This window comes from Ruegeria sp. YKSE079 (assembly GCF_059612845.1).
In genome coordinates this window covers 1-17,729 of the sequence record NZ_JBXWRJ010000022.1, presented here as the reverse complement: position 1 = coordinate 17,729, position 17,729 = coordinate 1, and the positions used below count along the sequence as shown (strand labels likewise).

Annotated in this window: 15 protein-coding genes, 1 pseudogene and 1 riboswitch; of the genes and pseudogenes, 10 read left to right on the top strand and 6 right to left on the bottom strand. The window is 56.8% G+C overall.

The window, feature by feature from the left end:
- Window positions 1–20 precede the first annotated feature (20 nt).
- Window positions 21–1,394 (top strand): aspartate aminotransferase family protein, encoded by a 1,374-nt coding sequence (locus AC2FMY_RS17915; protein WP_480751912.1) that lies wholly within the window; start codon window positions 21–23, stop codon window positions 1,392–1,394.
- 227 nt (window positions 1,395–1,621) lie between these two features.
- Here AC2FMY_RS17915 and AC2FMY_RS17910 read toward each other — a convergent pair whose 3' ends face one another.
- From AC2FMY_RS17910 to pobA, 5 genes are all read right to left on the bottom strand, one after another.
- The gene (locus tag AC2FMY_RS17910; RefSeq protein ID WP_496745820.1) at window positions 1,622–2,467 is read right to left on the bottom strand and encodes a 3-oxoadipate:acetyl-CoA acetyltransferase; all 846 of its coding nucleotides are present in this window, start codon (window positions 2,465–2,467) and stop codon (window positions 1,622–1,624) included.
- A gap of 60 nt (window positions 2,468–2,527) precedes the next feature.
- Entirely contained in the window at window positions 2,528–3,148 is a 621-nt protein-coding gene (gene pcaG, locus AC2FMY_RS17905; RefSeq protein WP_496745818.1) for a protocatechuate 3,4-dioxygenase subunit alpha, read from the bottom strand.
- A gap of 2 nt (window positions 3,149–3,150) precedes the next feature.
- Window positions 3,151–3,879 carry a protocatechuate 3,4-dioxygenase subunit beta gene (gene pcaH, locus AC2FMY_RS17900; protein WP_480751916.1) on the bottom strand — a complete coding sequence of 243 codons (729 nt, stop codon included), beginning with the start codon at window positions 3,877–3,879 and terminating at the stop codon, window positions 3,151–3,153.
- A 46-nt stretch (window positions 3,880–3,925) separates the two neighbouring features.
- Complete coding sequence (gene pcaC / locus AC2FMY_RS17895; RefSeq protein ID WP_480751918.1) at window positions 3,926–4,303, bottom strand: 4-carboxymuconolactone decarboxylase; 378 nt, start codon at window positions 4,301–4,303, stop codon at window positions 3,926–3,928.
- A gap of 88 nt (window positions 4,304–4,391) precedes the next feature.
- Window positions 4,392–5,561, bottom strand: coding sequence for a 4-hydroxybenzoate 3-monooxygenase (gene pobA / locus AC2FMY_RS17890; RefSeq protein ID WP_496807834.1), 1,170 nt, complete (start codon window positions 5,559–5,561; stop codon window positions 4,392–4,394).
- Window positions 5,562–5,808: 247 nt separating this feature from the next.
- Here pobA and AC2FMY_RS17885 point away from each other — a divergent pair, with 247 nt between their 5' ends.
- From AC2FMY_RS17885 to AC2FMY_RS17855, 7 genes are all read left to right on the top strand, one after another.
- Entirely contained in the window at window positions 5,809–6,804 is a 996-nt protein-coding gene (locus AC2FMY_RS17885) for an HlyD family secretion protein (RefSeq protein ID WP_496745814.1), read from the top strand.
- The gene (gene rbbA / locus AC2FMY_RS17880; RefSeq protein ID WP_496745812.1) at window positions 6,801–9,494 is read left to right on the top strand and encodes a ribosome-associated ATPase/putative transporter RbbA; all 2,694 of its coding nucleotides are present in this window, start codon (window positions 6,801–6,803) and stop codon (window positions 9,492–9,494) included. Before AC2FMY_RS17885 ends, rbbA begins: the two co-directional genes overlap by 4 nt.
- The gene (locus tag AC2FMY_RS17875; RefSeq protein WP_496807833.1) at window positions 9,495–10,619 is read left to right on the top strand and encodes an ABC transporter permease; all 1,125 of its coding nucleotides are present in this window, start codon (window positions 9,495–9,497) and stop codon (window positions 10,617–10,619) included.
- 189 nt (window positions 10,620–10,808) lie between these two features.
- Window positions 10,809–10,914, top strand: a riboswitch (TPP riboswitch).
- Between the two features lie 32 nt (window positions 10,915–10,946).
- Window positions 10,947–11,927: a thiamine ABC transporter substrate binding subunit gene (gene thiB, locus AC2FMY_RS17870; protein ID WP_496748520.1), complete on the top strand. Its 981-nt coding sequence runs from the start codon at window positions 10,947–10,949 to the stop codon at window positions 11,925–11,927.
- Window positions 11,903–13,450 (top strand): ABC transporter permease family protein, encoded by a 1,548-nt coding sequence (locus AC2FMY_RS17865; protein WP_496807832.1) that lies wholly within the window; start codon window positions 11,903–11,905, stop codon window positions 13,448–13,450. Before thiB ends, AC2FMY_RS17865 begins: the two co-directional genes overlap by 25 nt.
- The gene (locus AC2FMY_RS17860; RefSeq protein WP_496807831.1) at window positions 13,437–14,129 is read left to right on the top strand and encodes a thiamine ABC transporter ATP-binding protein; all 693 of its coding nucleotides are present in this window, start codon (window positions 13,437–13,439) and stop codon (window positions 14,127–14,129) included. The genes AC2FMY_RS17865 and AC2FMY_RS17860 overlap by 14 nt, the downstream gene beginning before the upstream one ends.
- A 383-nt stretch (window positions 14,130–14,512) precedes the next feature.
- The gene (locus AC2FMY_RS17855) at window positions 14,513–15,109 is read left to right on the top strand and encodes a hypothetical protein (protein WP_496807830.1); all 597 of its coding nucleotides are present in this window, start codon (window positions 14,513–14,515) and stop codon (window positions 15,107–15,109) included.
- Between the two features lie 181 nt (window positions 15,110–15,290).
- On the opposite strand, the pseudogene AC2FMY_RS17850 reads toward AC2FMY_RS17855, so the two are convergent.
- Window positions 15,291–15,503, bottom strand: a pseudogene (locus AC2FMY_RS17850) (transposase domain-containing protein); the annotation flags it as partial.
- A gap of 128 nt (window positions 15,504–15,631) precedes the next feature.
- On the opposite strand from AC2FMY_RS17850, the gene AC2FMY_RS17845 reads away from it, so the two are divergent.
- Entirely contained in the window at window positions 15,632–15,769 is a 138-nt protein-coding gene (locus tag AC2FMY_RS17845) for a hypothetical protein (protein WP_496807829.1), read from the top strand.
- A 304-nt stretch (window positions 15,770–16,073) separates the two neighbouring features.
- Complete coding sequence (pdxR, locus tag AC2FMY_RS17840) at window positions 16,074–17,579, top strand: MocR-like pyridoxine biosynthesis transcription factor PdxR (protein ID WP_496807828.1); 1,506 nt, start codon at window positions 16,074–16,076, stop codon at window positions 17,577–17,579.
- The last annotated feature ends 150 nt before the right edge of the window (window positions 17,580–17,729 follow it).

The window sequence follows — 17,729 nt, the reverse complement described above, 5'->3', positions numbered from 1 at the left end:
CGGATGAGAAAGGAAAACTGATGCTGAAGAACGACCAACTCGACCAGTGGGATCGCGAGAATTTTTTCCACCCCTCGACCCATCTGGCGCAGCACGCTCGGGGGGAAAGCCCGAACCGCGTGATTAAGACCGCCAGCGGCGTCTTTATCGAAGATCGTGACGGCAACAAGCTGCTGGATGCCTTTGCCGGGCTCTATTGCGTGAATGTCGGCTATGGTCGTCAGGAAATTGCCGAGGCGATTGCAGAGCAAGCCCGCGAACTGGCCTATTACCACGCTTACGTGGGTCACGGTACCGAGGCCTCGATCACGCTGTCAAAGATGATCCTGGACCGGGCGCCCAAGAACATGTCGAAGGTTTATTTTGGGCTTGGCGGTTCCGATGCAAATGAAACCAATGTCAAGCTGATCTGGTACTACAACAACATTCTGGGTCGCCCCGAGAAGAAGAAGATCATCTCGCGCTGGCGAGGGTATCATGGTTCGGGTCTGGTTACCGGCTCACTGACCGGGCTGGAATTGTTTCACAAGAAATTCGACCTGCCGGTGGAACAGGTGATCCACACCGAGGCGCCCTATTACTATCGCCGCACCGACCTGAAACAGACTGAAGACCAGTTTGCGGCCCATTGCGCGGCCGAACTGGAAGCGCTGATCGAGCGCGAGGGCGCAGACACAATCGCAGCCTTCATAGGCGAGCCGGTGCTGGGCACCGGCGGCATCGTTCCGCCGCCCGCAGGGTACTGGAAAGCGATCCAGACGGTGCTGAAAAAACACGACATCCTGCTGGTCGCAGATGAGGTGGTAACCGGCTTTGGCCGCCTCGGCACCATGTTCGGTTCGGATCACTATGGGATAGAGGCCGACATCATAACCATCGCCAAGGGCCTCACCTCGGCCTATGCGCCGCTTTCCGGATCCATCGTCTCGGACAAGGTCTGGAAAGTGTTGGAACAGGGCACGGATGAAAATGGCCCGATCGGCCACGGCTGGACTTATTCGGCGCACCCGATCGGGGCCGCGGCAGGGGTTGCCAACCTCAAGCTGATTGACGAGTTGAACCTTGTGCGAAATGCCGGCGACGTTGGGGCCTACCTCAATGCCACCATGGCCGAGGCATTGTCGGACCATGCCAATGTCGGCGACGTGCGCGGCGAAGGGATGCTATGCGCTGTTGAGTTCGTGAAGGACAAGGACAGTCGCACCTTCTTTGACGCAGCCGACAAGATCGGCCCGCAGGTATCGGCCAAATTGCTGGAGCAAAGCAAAATCATCGCCCGCGCCATGCCACAAGGCGACATCCTCGGCTTTGCGCCACCCTTCTGCCTGACCCGCGAAGAGGCGGATCAGGTTGTGGCCGGGACAGTTCAGGCCGTCAAAGCCGTACTTGGATGAACCCCGCCGATAGTCTGACGAGAGGGCCGGTCATTCCGGCCCTTTGTCATTCCGGCTTGTTCAACTCGCCAGTTGTCAGGATCGCGCCAGCCTGGGCTTAATCAGGCGGCGCACAAGTTAAGTGCCGTTGAAAAACGTCTGCGCGCCAGAGTCGCGCTGCCGCCGAACCACAGCCGTACCTAGACACGCTGACTGTCGGTGAATAGTTCTCTTTCCCGGCCTTGCAGTTAACATTTTTCGGGAATAGCTCTTGCGAGCTTCAGCATCTCTCTTGCCTGCCGCCATGTTGCCACGGGACGATCATAGCGGTCGCAAAGTTCGACCGCGCGTCTTACCAGCGCCGCGTTGGAAGGCGCTAGCTTACTTCTGTCGAGCCTGACGTTGTCTTCGAGGCCAGTGCGCGTGTGACCACCGGCGGCAATAGCCCATTCGTTGACAACAATCTGGTTCGGCCCGATACCAGCGGCGCACCATTCAGCGTTTGGTGCACGGGCCTGCATGGTTTTGACGTAATAGTCGAATACGTCACGGTCAGCGGGCATCGCATTCTTCACCCCCATAACGAATTGCACATAGAGTTGGCCCGGCAAAATGCCTTCGCCATGCATGTGAATGGCGTTCAGAATATGGCTGAGGTCAAAGGCTTCGACTTCGGGGATTACGTTGTATTTGCGCATTTCAGCAGCGAGCCATCGCACCAGATCCGGCGGGTTTTCGTAGACGCGCGTGGGAAAATTGTTCGAGCCTACCGACAACGAGGCCATATCGGGTGCCAAAGGCAGCATTCCACCTCTTTCTTTCCCTGCGCCCGAGCGTCCTCCGGTCGAAAACTGGATGATCATCCCGGGGCAGTGCTTTTCCACACCTTCCTTGAGCCGGGCAAATTTTTCGGGGTCCGAACTTGGTGTCTGGTCGTCGTTCCGAACATGGGCATGGACGATTGAAGCCCCTGCTTCGAACGCTTCGTGGGTGCTTTCGATCTGTTCCTGCACGGTAATAGGGACTGCAGGGTTGTTGGCCTTTGTTGGCAACGACCCCGTGATGGCAACGCAGATGATGCAGGGCTTGGTCATGGCTTGGCCTTTGCTGATGGGTCCGCCGGCCAACTTGAACCGGGCGATGAACAAACTGCCTCAGATATCGAAAAAAACGGTCTCATCCTGGCCTTGCAGCTTGATGTCAAAGCGATAAACCGCCTGCCCGTCCCGTTCGGAACGCTTCGCAATCAGAGTATCGCGCCGTCGTTCCCATTCGATCAGGTTAAGCACCGGGTCAGCAGCATTTGCCTGGACTTCGTCGTCGAAATAAATGCGCGTGTTCAGTCCGACATTGATGCCGCGGGCAACGATCCACAAACTGATATGTGGGGCCTGAACGCCAACGTTGCGCCCCCGGGTCGGTCCGGGCTTGACCGTATCGAATGCCCATTCGCCGGTGTCAAAGTCGGTGATGACGCGGCCCCAGCCTCGAAATCCGACCTCAACCTCTCCCTCGTCTTCCGGGTGTGCATAATGACCTTCGGAATTGGCTTGCCACGCCTCAAGCAACACATCCTTGATCGGGCTGCCGGTGCCATCAATCACCACACCTTCGATGCGAATGCGCTCTCCTTTCGCATTTGGACCTGCGATGTCGTGCCCAAGTTCGTGTTTGTATATGTCAAATCCGGCTGCCCCCGGCGCAAGACCGATATGGACATACGGCCCAGCCGTCTGAGACGGTGTTTCCTTGAGGTATCTGAGCTCCTGCGGCATGATCAGTTCCCCTCCAGGCGGTTCTCGAACAGGGTCGAACGGCGCCCCCTGAGCACCATGTCGAATTTGTAGGCGATTGTGTCGAGCGGGATGGTAGAGTTCAGATCCAAAGGCGCGATCAGTCGCTCGATTGCGTCTGGGTCCGGAATGGTGTTGATGATCGGGCATTGCGGGATCAGCGGGTCGCCTTCGAAATAGCACTGAGTGATCAGACGCTGCGCAAACGCGCTACCGAATATCGACAGGTGGATATGTGCAGGACGCCAACTGTTGACCCAGTTTCGCCAGGGATAGGCCCCGGGTTTGACCGTTCGAAAGTAGTAGTATCCATTTTCGTCAGTCAGGGTTCGGCCGCAGCCACCAAAATTCGGATCGATCGGCGCGAGGTAGGTGTCTTTCCTATGCCGGTAACGACCGCCCGCATTGGCCTGCCAGATCTCGACCAGGGTACCAGGAACCGGTCGACCATTTTCGTCCAGAACGCGCCCATGAAGTATGATGCGCTCGCCGATGGCGCTTTGGTCGGGTTGCGCGTAATTGTAGATCAGATCGTTGTCATTCGGGCCGATGTCGTTGTGACCAAAGACGGGACCCGTGACTTCGCCGATCGAGTTTTGCAACGAGATCAAAGAGTACTGAGGTGAGCGCGACACGCTTGTCTTGTAGTTTGGCGTGAGGGCCGGAGGATGCCATTCACGATCCCTCTGATAGAACTCGCCTGGTTTCAACATTGTCAGATCTCTCCTCCCTTATTCTGGTGCTGCGCGCGTTTGGCTGTCATTCCTTTTCCATTTCGTCATAGGTCTGCCTGGCCAGCTTGAATGCGTGATTGGCACGCGGCACACCGGCATAGATCGCCACATGCTGAAATGCCTCCAACACATCCTGCTTGCTGGCCCCGGTCCGAGCCGTGGCGCGGATATGCATGGGGATTTCGTCAAAGTTTCCCAGTGCCGCCAACAAGGCAAGTGTCAGCATCGAACGTTCGCGGTCACTGATCCCATCCGAGGCCCAGACCGTGCCCCACGCCGCTTCGGTGATCAGGGTCTGGAACGGTTCATCAAAATCCGACTTTGCCGCTTCGGCACGATCAACGTGGGCGTCACCCAGAATTCTCCGGCGCACCTCCATTCCGTCGCGAAATCGGTCGTTCATTCAGGCGTCTCCTTTGAAACCTCGTTTCTCTGATCGGCAAACAGGGCAACATGAAACGGACGATTTGGGTTCAAACATCCTGTCCACATCAATATGGCAGCCCCACATAGTTTTGCGCAAACACCGACTGTGCCTCGCGATTTTCCCGCAGGAAATCTATGTCTGCCTGCTGCATCTTGAGATCGAATTCGTTCTGATATGGAAAGCGATGCAGCAGGTTGGTGGTAGACCAGCTGAAACGCTCTGCTTTCCATATGCGCGCCAATGCCTTTTCCGAGTAGCGGTCGATACCTTCACTGTCACCCTCCTCAAAAAACTGCATCAATCCATGATAGAGATAGTGAATGTCGCTGGCGGCGGTGTTCAATCCTTTGGCCCCGGTTGGGGGTACGATATGGGCGGCATCCCCGCAAAGGAACAGGCGCCCCCAGCGCATGGGTTCGACAACGAAAGACCTGAGCGGCGCAATTGATTTCTCGACCGATGGGCCGGTCACCAGATTTTCCGCGTATTTTTCGGGAATGCGGCGCTTGAGTTCATCCCAGAATGCGGCGTCCGTCCAATCCTCGGGGCTGTCGGACAGGGAACACTGGATGTAGTACCGGCTGAGATGTTCGTTGCGCATCGAGCACAGGGCAAAGCCACGGTCGGATCCAGCATAGATCACTTCGTCGTTCACAGGTGGAGTTTCAGACAGAACGCCCAACCACCCAAAAGGATAGAGTTTTTCGTATTCGCGTCGCACGGTCAGGGGAACGGTCTGACGACTGACCCCGTGAAACCCATCACAACCGGCGACGTAGTCACAATCGATGCGGTATTCGGTGCCGTCGACCATGTAGGAGACGTTCGGTGTATCGGTATCTGCGCCGTGAATGGTGACATTGTCTGTATTGAAAATGACCTTGCCACCTGCGGCCTCGCGGGCATCGTATAGGTCCCGTGTCAACTCGGTTTGGCCATAGACGACAACGTGACTGCCGGTCAGTTCCTTGAAGTTGATGCCAAATTCCGTACCACCATAAGAGATCACCGTACCGTCATGGACAAAGCATTCCCTGTCCATTCTTTCCGATACTCCTGCCTCGCGCATAAGCTCGACAAATCCGACTTCCAGAATCCCCGCGCGAATGCGGCCGAGAACATAGTTCCTGGTTTTCCTTTCCAGAACGACCGTGTCGATACCCTTTCGATGGAGTAGCTGGCCCAGCAACAGCCCTGACGGGCCACCGCCAATTATGGCGACTTGCGTGCGCATGGTGGTCCTCCCAAAATCTTTGAATAAGATATTGCTTGTCGAATAGATCAAAGTAAAACGATCTTATCGTTCCCGCCTTTTGGAAACTATGGCTCGATGCCCGATCGCTCTTAGCCGCGTCGGAAGTGTGTCAACGACAAATAGGTACCCGTCGTCAGGCCAGTACTGCCGTTTGATTCATCGCAATGTAGGTTGGGTTGGGAAAAAATATATTCAAAGCGCATCGTCAACAGTTGGACACTTGTTCATGAAACTGACGGCAGGCTCGATAACTTTTGCAACCATACTCCTGCTGGCAGGGGCAGTGGCGTATGTGGTCATCGCCAGGAACGGCGAAGAACTGCCGCCCGGCTTTGTGCAGGGCAACGGGCGGATCGAGGCTGAACAGGTTGAAATCGCCCCGACCAGCGCCGGGCGCATCGCCCGGATCATGGCAGCAGAAGGCGAACTTGTCTCGGCTGGTGATATCCTTGTCGAAATGGATACGGATGAGTTGTCGGCTGCACTTGATCGAGCCAGAGCCGAAGTTGCCCTGGCGCGCCAGAACAAGGCCGAAGCCGAGGCCGTGGTCGTCCAGCGAGAGAGCGAACAGCGCAGGGCAAAGCAGGAATTTGACCGCGCGACAGCGTTGCTGGCCGGCCAGAATATTTCCGAAACCGTGTTCGAGGCACGCGTAACCGCCAAGGAAGTGGCCGAGGCTGTCCTGGGCGCGGCCAAGGCCCGCGTTGCAACTGCGGCTAGCCAGATCGTGGCGGCCGAGGCCGAGGTTCGACGGATCGTTGCACAGATCGAGGACAGCTCCCTTGTTGCCCCCATGCCCGGACGGGTCCTCTATCGATTGGCTGAGCCCGGAGAAGTCGTCGGCGCGGGAGAGCCGATCCTGACCCTTCTCAGTCTTGAAAACATCTATATGGAAGTGTTCCTTCCGGCCCGTGAAGCAGGTCTTTTGCCAATCGGTGCCGAAGCGCGCATCGTACTTGATGCCCTGCCCGACTATGCCATCCCGGCAACCGTTACTTTCGTCTCGCCCGAAGCTCAGTTCACACCAAAGCAGGTGGAGACACTGAGCGAACGCGAACAACTGGTGTTTCGGGTCCGCGTCCGCATTCCAGAGGAACTGGTCTCGGAGCGGATAGAACATGTCAAAACCGGACTGAGGGGTATGGCGGTGATACGCCTCGCGTCTGGCGCCGTATGGCCAGACGCTCTGGAAAGGCGCATTCCACCTGAGTTGTTCGAATGAGTGCCGGAGCAGCCGCAACGATCCGCGTTCAGGACGTCACACATCGGTATCGCAAGGTTGTCGCACTGGACGCAGTATCATTGGAACTTCCCACCGGCCGGCTCACCGGGTTCATCGGGCCGGATGGGGTCGGAAAGTCAACCCTGCTGGGGCTTGTGACTGGAGCGAAAAAACTGCAGGCCGGAACAATTGATGTGCTTGGGGGTCCAATCGACGATCCGGCACATCGTCGCCGCGTGTGCCCTTCCATCGCTTTCATGCCGCAAGGGCTGGGCCGCAACCTGTATGCCGAACTGTCGGTCCGAGAGAACCTGGAGTTTTTTTCGGGCATCTTCGGACAAGGCCCGGAGGAACGCGATATCCGTATCGACGCGCTGTTGGCGGCGACGGGGCTTTCACCCTTCGCCGATCGGTTGATGGGCAAACTCTCAGGCGGCATGAAACAGAAATTGGGGCTTTGTTGCGCACTGATCCACGATCCGGAAATTCTGGTGTTGGATGAACCGACAACCGGCGTCGATCCGCTGTCACGTCGACAATTCTGGGCGTTGATCGACGCAATTCGGGCGGACAGCCCCAACCTGACCGTACTGGTTTCAACGGCCTATATGGATGAGGCTCAGCAATTTGACCAAATTGTCGCCATGGATAGGGGGCGCGTACTTTTCCAGGGGGCGCCCCAAGATTTGAAGGGCGACGAAGAAGACCTCGAAACAGCTTATAGGCGGCTCCGGACACACAAGACACCGCAGCAAAGCCAGGAACAAAAGCCAAGCCCACATACCACCGCTGAACCTGTTATTATCGCACGCGGCCTGACCCGTCGTTTTGGGGATTTCGTTGCAGTCGATGCCGTCAATTTCGCTATCAGGCCTGGAGAAATCTTCGGCTTTCTCGGGTCGAATGGCTGCGGCAAGTCGACAACCATGAAAATGCTGACCGGCCTGCTGCCCGCGAGTTCGGGCGAGGCCTATTTGTTTGGCAGGCCTGCTGACGCGCATGACCTGCAATTGCGCCGAGAAATCGGTTATATGAGTCAGGCATTTTCGCTTTATGGCGAACTGACTGTCCGCCAGAACCTGAAACTTCACGCCCGAATTTTCGAGATCGATAACCGCGATGCGCGGATCGACGAATTGCTGGATCGCTTCGCTCTAGGAGCCCATAGTGATGCGCTGGCCATGTCATTGCCTCTTGGCATCAAGCAACGATTGTCACTTGCAGTCGCTGTGATCCACCGCCCGCGAATTCTCATTCTGGATGAACCGACGTCAGGCGTGGACCCCGAGGCGCGCGACTCGTTCTGGGAGCTTCTGATCGAACTGGCACGCCAGGAGAACGTGACAATCTTCGTCTCAACCCACTTCTTGTCTGAGGCCGAACGTTGCGACCGCGTCTCGTTCATGCATGCGGGTCGGGTTCTTGTCGAAGGTACACCGGATGAGCTGATTGCGGCGGAAGGTGTCGACAGTCTGGAAGCCGCCTTCGTGTCCGTTCTGCAAGCCGCCGATCCGCCAGTTCCAGTCTCGGCTCCGACGATCCCGGTTGACACAGCGCGCGCAGGAACCGGAGGAGGAGTCGGGCGGGTTTTGGCGTATGCTCGACGTGAAGCGATAGAAGTGTTGCGCGACCGAGTTCGGCTTGCTTTCGCGTTTTTGGGTTCAGCCCTGTTGATGCTGGTTTTCTGCTACGGGATCACGTTGGATATTGAGGAGCTGAACTTTGCGGTTTTCGACCTGTCACAAAGCCCGGAAAGCCGAGCTTATGTTGCCGAAATCGAAGGGTCACGGTACTTCCAGCCAACGACCCCACTGACCTCTGCAACCGAAGGGCATCGTCGGTTGGCCGCCAACGAAGTTTCTCTGGTCGTGGAATTACCGCCGGATTTCGGACGCAAGCTGCGCTCGGGCGAGCCGACAGAGGTTCTGGCGATCGTGGATGGGGCAATCCCGTTCAAAGGCGAGACGGTCGAAGGCTATGCCATGGGGCTGCACCAAACATTTCTGAACGTTCTGGCCGACAACAGTGGCGCGAAGAAAGCAGAGATTGCCCGGATCGAGCCGCGTTTCCGGTACAATCAGAGTTTCGAGAGCATAGCCGCGATGGCTCCTGCCATGCCCGCGATCCTGCTCATCATGCTGCCTGCGATCCTGATGGCCGTCAGTGTGGCGCGGGAACGGGAATTGGGTTCGGTGGTCAATTTCTATGTGACGCCCACGACGCGGCTCGAATTCCTGATCGGCAAGCAGATCCCCTATATTGTGATCGCATTTGCCAATTTTCTGCTTCTGACCGGGATGATCATTCTGGTTTTCGGTGTGCCGCTCAAAGGCAATCCGATTCCACTTGCGATTGGCGCGCTCCTCTATGTTTGGGCCACAACGTCCTATGGCTTGCTGATCGCAACCATGACGTCAAGCCAGGTTGCCGCAACCTTTGCAACCGCCATCGCCTCGGTTGTGCCCACCATCCAGTTTTCCGGCCTGCTGCAACCGGTCTCGACCCTGGAGCCCGGCGCGCAGACGATCGGATCGCTGTGGCCGTCGTCCTATTTCCTGCACTTGAACGTCGGCGCATTCACCAAAGGTCTCAGCTGGGAAGCGCTTGGCCCCGATATTCTGGCGCTGGCCTGCTTTGGACCGGTGTTTACAGCAATTGCGGTACTGGCGCTTCGGGCTCAGGAGAAGTAAATGCGACGGTTGCATTGCATTTTCTGGCTTGGACTGAAGGAGATGATAAGCCTGCGCCGCGATTGGGTGATGATGGCGCTATTGGTTTGGTCGTTCACTCTGTCACCGATCATGGAAGCGACCGGAGTTTCAACGTCTGTCAACAACGCGTCAATTGCGTTTTCGGATGAAGACAACTCTCCGCTTTCTCGTGCGTTGGCCGCTGCATTCTTTCCACCAGAGTTCCAGCCCGTGGTGCACATCAAGCCCGGGACGGGTACGGCAGAGATGGATGCGGGTCGTTTCATCTTTGTCGTTGCTGTACCGCCGGGTTTCGAAAAGGATCTCCGGGCCAACCGTTCTCCGGAGATTCAGGTGCTCATCGACGCGACCGCAATGGAACAGGCGGGGATAGGGTCAAGCTATATCTCCAACATTCTGAGTGCTGAAATCCGCCGCTTCGCCATTGGTGCCGATCTATTGGATCCGCCCAAAATCGGCATGATCGTGCGCAGCGCCTTCAATCCGAACCGCGATACGGTCCGATTTGCCGGGATTGTTGCCCTGATCGGTCAGATCATGTGGCTGACCACGATCCTGACAGGAGCAGCGATGATCCGTGAGCGCGAGCATGGAACGATCGAGCATTTGCTTGCCATGCCGGTAACACCGTTCGATATCGCTGCCGCCAAGATATGGTCAAACGCCGCAGTGGTTCTTGTTGCGACGGCGCTGTCGATGACATTTGTTCTGCAAGGATCATTGGGAGTGGTCATCGCGGGGTCGAAGGTTCTTTTTCTTCTCGGCACCGCGTTGTTTCTCTTCACCGCTACAGCTTTGGGGGTATTTCTGGCAACGCTCGCGCGATCCATGGCGCAGTTTGCGCTTTTGGTGATGCTGACGATCTTGCCGATGCTGATGCTGTCAGGCGGCGAAACCCCGATCGAAGGGCAGCCCGAATGGTTGCAGGTTGCAACTCTGCTCCTTCCGTCTCGCCACTACATGTCAGCCAGCCAGGCAATCGTCTTCAAGGGAGCCGGGATCGAAACCGTCTGGCCTGAGTTCTTCTGGATGACATTGCTGGGGGCCATGCTTTTGACCACAAGCCTTTTACTCTTTCGGCGTTCCGTTGCGCATGGCAGCTAGAGGGGCGCGGCGACAAGCAAGGCCACGTCGTGTTCTTCTGACCACCTGCCGTACTGTTCTGATTGCTCTCTTGTGAATCTGGCGCCACGCTACGTTCGAAGAACCTGGCTCAAGGCCCAGCAATCCCTGTTCGGCGCGGACAACGCTCGCGGATTTCTGTTGAGTTCGGTTCGAACTTGCCCTAGTCACGGCACTACCTCGGGGTGCGCGTCACATCGCGCTGAGATGCCATCCGGCGAACCCGTTGAACCTGAACCGGCTAGAACCGGCGGAGGGAAAGGTAGCGGATTCATCCATCCTTGTCCTGACGCCGCAATGGAGGATGATATGAGACATCTGATTATTGCTGCGGGAATACTGAGTGCAACGTCGGCCTTTGCCGCCGACAAACCCCAGTTGACCGTTTACACCTATGACAGCTTCGTATCCGACTGGGGCCCCGGCCCTCAGATCGAAGAGGCGTTCGAGGCAGTGTGTGACTGTGACCTGAATCTTGTCGGCCTCGAAGACGGCGCAGCCCTTTTGTCGCGTGTGCGGCTGGAAGGCGAGAACTCGGACGCAGACGTTGTGTTGGGGCTCGACACAAACCTGATTTCAGCAGCGAGGGAAACCGGGCTGTTCGCATCCCATTCGGTGAGCGCCAACTTTGCGCTGCCCGTCGACTGGAGCGATTCAGAATTTGTCCCCTATGATTGGGGTTATTTCGCCTTTGTTCACAACGCCGACGTGCCGGCTCCCGCCAACTTCCGCGAGCTGGCGGACAGCGACACCAAGATCATCATTCAGGATCCGCGTTCGTCCACACCGGGCCTGGGCCTGCTATTGTGGGTCAAGGCGGCCTATGGGGCCGACGCACCGGCTCTCTGGGCAGATCTGTCCGACAATATCGTGACCGTCACAAAGGGCTGGTCCGAGGCTTATGGTCTGTTTCTCGAAGGTGAATCCGACATGGTGCTGAGCTACACCACCTCGCCCGCCTATCACTTGATTGCCGAGGAAGACGCGTCCAAATCCGCCGCAATGTTCGACGAAGGACATTACATGCAGATTGAGGTGGCCGCAAAACTGGCACATACCGACCAGCCGGAACTGGCCGACGAATTTCTGACCTTCATGGTTTCTGACGCGTTCCAGCAGATCATTCCAACAACGAACTGGATGTATCCCGCCGTAATCCCGTCAGCTGGGTTGCCCAAAGGGTTCGAAACCCTGCACACACCCGCAAAGGCTCTTTTTTTCCAGCCTGACGAAGCTGAACCCGTGCGAGACGAGGCTCTGGCCGAATGGCTGGGCGCACTCAGCCAGTAAGCCCCTATCCGGGGTTCTGCGCGGCTGCACTTGTGGCCGCGCTGATACTGGGGACACTCAGCGCAGTAGCCCTGCGTGCCGAAGCCGGGCGTGGATTCGGCCCGGCGGACTGGGCTGCCTTGCGGTTTACCCTGACACAAGCCACTCTATCGGCATTGATCAGCACCGGGCTGGCCATTCCGGTCGCCCGCGCGCTGGCACGACGGCGTTTTCGGGGTCGGCGTGCGCTTATCGCGTTGCTGGGAGCGCCATTCATTTTGCCCGTCATCGTTGCGATTCTCGGGCTGTTGCAAGTCTTTGGACGTGCCGGTTGGATTTCGGATTTTCTGAGCGTGTTCGGGCTACCACCCATTCAGATTTATGGATTGCACGGGGTGGTCTTGGCCCATGTGTTTTTCAACCTTCCCCTGGCAACCCGTCTTGTTCTTCAGGGCTGGCAGGAAATCCCCGCGGAACGCTTTCGCCTGGCTGCGCAACTGGGCTGTGACGGTCGAGCCATTTTCCGGTTGATCGAGATACCGATGCTGACCCGTGTTCTTCCCGGAACGATGGCCGTCATTTTTGCCATTTGCCTGAGCAGCTTCGCGGTCGCCCTGACCTTGGGGGGCGGGCCGCGCGCGACAACGGTCGAACTCGCTATCTATCAGGCATTTACCTATGACTTTGATCTGGGGCGGGCGGCACTTTTGTCTGCCTTGCAGTTGCTGTTGACCGCCGCCGCCGCACTGACCGCCCTAAGGCTTTCACGCCGGGAAGGGTTCGGTTCAGGGCTCGACAGGGCCATTCGACGTTGGGACGGTGACGGAACGATTATCGATACGCTTTGGATCGTGTCAGGTGCGACTTTTTTGTTTCTGCCGCTTGCCTCGGTTGTGATATCAGGAATAACGGGGCTTGCAGAGTTGCCCATACCGATCATTCGCGCGGCACTGATTTCGGTTCTTGTCGCCGCCGCCAGTACGGTTTTCCTTTTGCTTCTGGCCCTGCCAATGGCTGCCGCAGTTGCCAACAGGCGCTTTGGGTTGGTTGAACTCGGAGGCATCCTCGGGCTTGCCGCGTCGCCGTTGGTGATCGGCACCGGATTGTTCATCATGATCCGGCCGATGGCAAATCCAACGACGTTGGCATTGCCGGTCACTGCGTTGGTGAATGCGGTCATGGCATTGCCGTTTGCTTTGCGAATTCTTGTGCCCGCCGCACGAGATGTATCTTCACGATACGGGCGCTTGGCACTCTCGCTGGATATGGGCGGATGGGTTTTCTTTAAGCGCATCATGCTTCCCCGTATGCGCCCGCAGATCGGGTTTGCCGCAGGTCTCGCCGCCGCGCTTTCCATGGGCGATCTCGGCGTGATCGCGCTTTTTGCCGACGCACAGGTTGCCACCCTGCCCCTTCAGATCTACCGCTTGATGGGCGCTTATCAAATGCAGGCCGCAGCGGGTGGCGCATTGATATTGCTGATCCTATCGATGGGAGCATTCTGGGCTTTGGATCGCGGAGGGCGGTGGCATGCTGAAGCTTGAGAACTGCGTTCTTGGGAACGGCAATTTCGTTTTGCGCGCCAATCTCCAAATCGAGGCCGGAGCGAGTGTCGCGATAATTGGCCCTTCGGGGGAAGGAAAAACCACCCTTCTGGAAACCATCGCCGGGTTCCGCGATCTGAAAGAAGGGCAGATATCGTGGCAGGGTCGAGACATGACCCATATCCCGCCGGGAAAACGCCCTTTGGCAATGTTGTTTCAGGACGGCAATCTCTTCCCTCATCTAAGTGCCGAGCGGAACATAGCCCTGGGGATCCGTCCGAAAGGTCGCCTTTCAAAGGCCGAAGAGGTACAGGTACAGGATGCCCTGATGCGAGTTGGGTTGTCCGGGATGGGTGATCGTAAGCCTTCCCAGCTGTCCGGCGGGCAACAAAGCCGCGTCGCCTTGGCTCGCGTGCTTGTGCAGCGGCGACAGTTGCTTTTGCTGGACGAACCGTTCGCCGCCCTTGGTCCCGCACTGAAAGCGGAAATGCTGGATCTTGTTTCCAATCTGATTAACGAGACCAATACAACCTTGTTGATGATCAGCCATGATCCCCAAGATGCGCGTCGTATTGCAAATCAGACGATCCTGGTCACGGATGGGCTCGTGCATCCTCCGGCAGTGACAACGCAACTTTTTGAAACTCCCCCTCCGGGCCTGCGCGACTACCTGGGCTAGGGGTGCTCCGAATGGGCGACCATCAGCGATCGCAGCCACGGATCGTTTCGTTCGCGATCGAAACCCAACCTGAGTATGAAGTTGTACGACCAAAGGCTGATGATATCGCGAATGAAGTTTGCACAATAACCTCGAAATACAGCTGATATCGATAGTGTTGTCGAAATCTGAATTGGGTCCGGGTCAAAAAAGTCCTGGTTTTGGCGCCAGCTCTCTATCACGTGACCGCCTCAGACTAGACGTATTGGCGGTCACTGCTTAACGTTCTGACAAGAATTTAATAATGGGAGGATAATATGTTCAAAATAGCAACCGGCACGATCTTAGGCGCAACAATAGCACTTTCTACCCTTGGGAGTGCTACCACTGGCAACGCCCAGGAGATGTCATTTTTCATTACAAGTGACGGGGCTGGTGACGGTGCGAATTTCGGCGGATTGGAAGGTGCTGATGCGCATTGCACGAAACTTGCCGAAGCTGCCGGATCTTCGCGAACATGGGCCGCATATCTGAGCGCAAGCATGGTGATTGACCGCAGCAGCGGAAGCCCCAAAGTAACCAACGGCATCAGCGCAAGAGACCGGATCGGATCAGGCCCGTGGTACAATGCCAAAGGTGAGATGATCGCGAAAGATGTGGACGATCTGCATAGTGCCAACGCGAATATCAACCTTGAAACCGGGCTGGACGAAAACGGCAATCCTATCAATGGACGAGGCAGCAAGCCGAACGAACATGACATCCTTACAGGAACAGACTCGAACGGACATTTCTCGACAGCTGGCGGGGATACGACCTGCGGCAACTGGACAAGCAACGGCGAGGGTTCTGCAATAGTCGGTCACCATGACCGGGCCGGGCTGAACGACTCCCGGAATATGGTGTCGTGGAATTCCTCGCATGCCTCAGTAGGATGTGGTGAGGCGGATCTTCCCAAGACCGGAGGTGCAGGTTTGCTGTACTGCTTCGCAATCGATTGAGTCTGCGACACCTGTACTTGGTTAACATGTGCCAAGCACAGTCGAACTGTCACATCTTTAGTAGCACAAGCGCCATCGCTGCGACGGTGGCGTCGTGAGCTGCCCCTACGAAATTCGGACACTGACATTGTCTGACGAAAGTTCTCGCTTTTCGTCATCAAAAAAATAAGCGGTGCGCCGATCACATCTGCAGGGTGAAAGTCCAGGGCAGCAGGGCGTTGAAATCGGATTGCTTGTGCCCGATTGCGATGGCGGTCAGGGTTTTGGCAAGCCACGCGGCATGGGGATCGACGCTGTTTGGCTCCAGTTCCACGCGACCGTCGCCAAGGAACACGGTCAGGCCTTCCCGGTATTTGGCAATGTAGCTCAGGGTCTCACCGATGAGTGATTTGGCGAAAATCCAACGTTGCCGCCGACGACGAGATACCGGGAACAGGATCAGAGGTCACAACCAAAGGTGCAAAGTCGGGCTCTGAACGTGTTGCGGTTTGATGCCGCTCCTTTGATAGCATTTAGCCCGAATTGAACCGCCTGCCCGTGTTTCCTGCAGAGAGGATGAGCGCGGTGCTGGAACACATCAAGGCCGAGCAGGTCAAAACCCCGCCGAAGAAACGCTGCGCCAAGGAAGCCCGCAAAGCCAGCCAGAGCTGCGATGTCTGAGGTCTCCGCCCTGTCGGGCTTTGCTCACCTCAGCGCCCAGTTGGGACATGTCCATTTTGCAGAACCAGCGACATTTCTACTTGGTTACAACATTCTCCACGCGCAGGGGGGCGCTACCCTGAACAGCAACCTGTGCCCTTCACGGAGAACCGGGCAATCCGGCCAAACCTGTACGGGTCGACCGTCAACCGATGTCAGGATCTCGCACCGGATCATGATCGCCCGCCATTGTGTCGTCAAAATGGATATGTGAAACTTCCCAGAAGACAATTAGAGGTATATCCAGTTGAGGAGTGCCGTCACGATGACGGGCAAGATGAAGAAAACCGGCGGCGCCTTCTTGTCGATGCTGCACCTGGACAGGCGAACCAAAACACCTCTGACCCGACAACTTGAGAACAAGATACGCAAAGCGATCCTGAATGGCTCCCTGCCCCAGGAAACGCGCTTACCTTCAACCCGCCAATTGGCACAGGATCTTGGTGTATCACGTCTTACGATCAAAAACGCATTTGAACAGCTTGTCACCGAGGGTTTTCTGGAATCACACACAGGCTCGGGCACTTACGTGGCAAACTTGTCACCCGGCGATCTGCCGATCGAAGTCTCTCCCTCGCGACGATCGCATCCCTCGCTCAACCTCGGCCCTGTATCACCCCATATAGAGCAGATCCTCGGGTCGCGCTCGACAACCCGACTTGACCAGGTCTCGGCGTTCAGACCGGGTATTCCGGCCCTGGATCTTTTTCCGCGCCGTGCCTGGGCCGAGGCGCAATCTCGCGCAACCCGCAATCAGGATTCAGCTTTGCTTGGATACGGCCCCCCAGGTGGGCTTGAAGAGTTGAAACGTGCGATTGCCGGCCATGTCAGGGACAGCAGAGGTATCGAATGCGACGCGGACCAGATCGTCGTGACAGCCGGTGCTCAACAAGCGTTTTCAATTGTTCTCATGACCCTTCTGACGCGCGGCAACACCATATGGATGGAAGATCCGGGCCACATTGCATTTCGGGATACCGCGCGGCTTCAGGGGTTGAACGTTCGATCCGTACCGCTTGATAGCGAAGGTTTTTCAATCGCCTATGCCGTCGCCAATCATGACCCCTGCAACCTGATTTTTGTCACGCCGTCGCACCAACACCCGCTTGGCATGACGATGAGCCTCCCTCGCAGAATGGAGTTGCTGGAACTGGCGCGCGATCAGAAAGCGTGGATTGTCGAAGACGACTATGACAGCGAATTCCACTATGAAGAGCGCCCCCAACCCGCCCTCAAGGCACTCGACCCGAACGCGGGAATTCTCTATGTCGGCAGTTTTTCGAAAACAATGTTTCCTGCCATTCGGCTTGGCTATCTGATTTGCCCGCCCGGATTTAGCGGCGCCTTTGCCACCGCTGGAACATTGCTAAGTCAGAACGTATCGCTCCTCCAACAAAAGGCGATGGCTCTTTTCATGCAGGATGGGAGTTACAATGCTCATATCCGAAAGATGAAACAAGCATACCGACAGCGTCGCGATCTTCTTGTCACAACCTTGACGGATCACGCAGCAGATATTCTGGAACCAGCACCTTGCAAGGCGGGTATCCATCTTTTTGCAAGGTTCAACGATACCACGATATCCGATCGTGAAATGGCAAAGCGCCTTTGGGATGCCGGCATCGATTGCCTGCCGGTCTCGATCTTCAGGGATCAGGCACCTGTTGCCCCCGGCCTTTTGCTGGGGTTTGCCTACGCACCGGAACAACAGATTGTCGAAAAGACCATGCAAGCTGTTGTTTGCCTGAAACGTGGTGTTCAGCTCACATGAACAGCTGGAAAGGCCCCGTTGCCGGGGCCTTTTCGCCTTCCTCCCAGTTTATCATGTTGGCCATGGCAGGGAGTATGTTTTGACGTTTGTGAAGAACTTCATGGCTTCGATGACGCCTTCTTTTACGCCGTTTCCGCTGTCCTTGATGCC